The organism is Faecalibacterium sp. DFI.5.82, from assembly GCF_029076575.1.
Taxonomy (GTDB): Bacteria; Bacillota; Clostridia; order Oscillospirales; family Ruminococcaceae; genus Faecalibacterium; species Faecalibacterium duncaniae.
Map to the genome: position 1 here is coordinate 1 of NZ_JARFIS010001010.1, position 292 is coordinate 292.

Consider the following 292-nt stretch of genomic DNA (forward strand, 5'->3'; position numbering starts at 1 on the left):
TCTTCCACCAGAGCCGCCGCCTTGTCGCCGAGCCCGGCGCTGCCCTGGATCTGATCCTGCCCAGTGATCTGGAATTGAAGGAACCGTAAACACGCAAAAAGGACTGCTTTCGCTGTCCTTTTTTGTTATTGATGCTGTTCTGCCAGCCGGGCGGTCATCTCCCGCATTCCCTGCCGCACTTCGGGCGGGGCGACCACTTCTATCTTGCCGCCTAAGCCGCAGACCCAGCCATAGAACTGGTCACTGACGCAGATGGGGACATCAAAATGGAAGCAGCCATTCTCCTCGAGCA

The 292-nt window shown here is 57.9% G+C and carries 1 protein-coding gene; it reads right to left on the bottom strand.

Annotated features, from left to right (window positions below):
• Nucleotides 1–125 precede the first annotated feature (125 nt).
• On the bottom strand, nucleotides 126–292 hold a 167-nt coding region (locus P0G09_RS19910), incomplete at its 5' end, for a WYL domain-containing protein (RefSeq protein WP_275253538.1).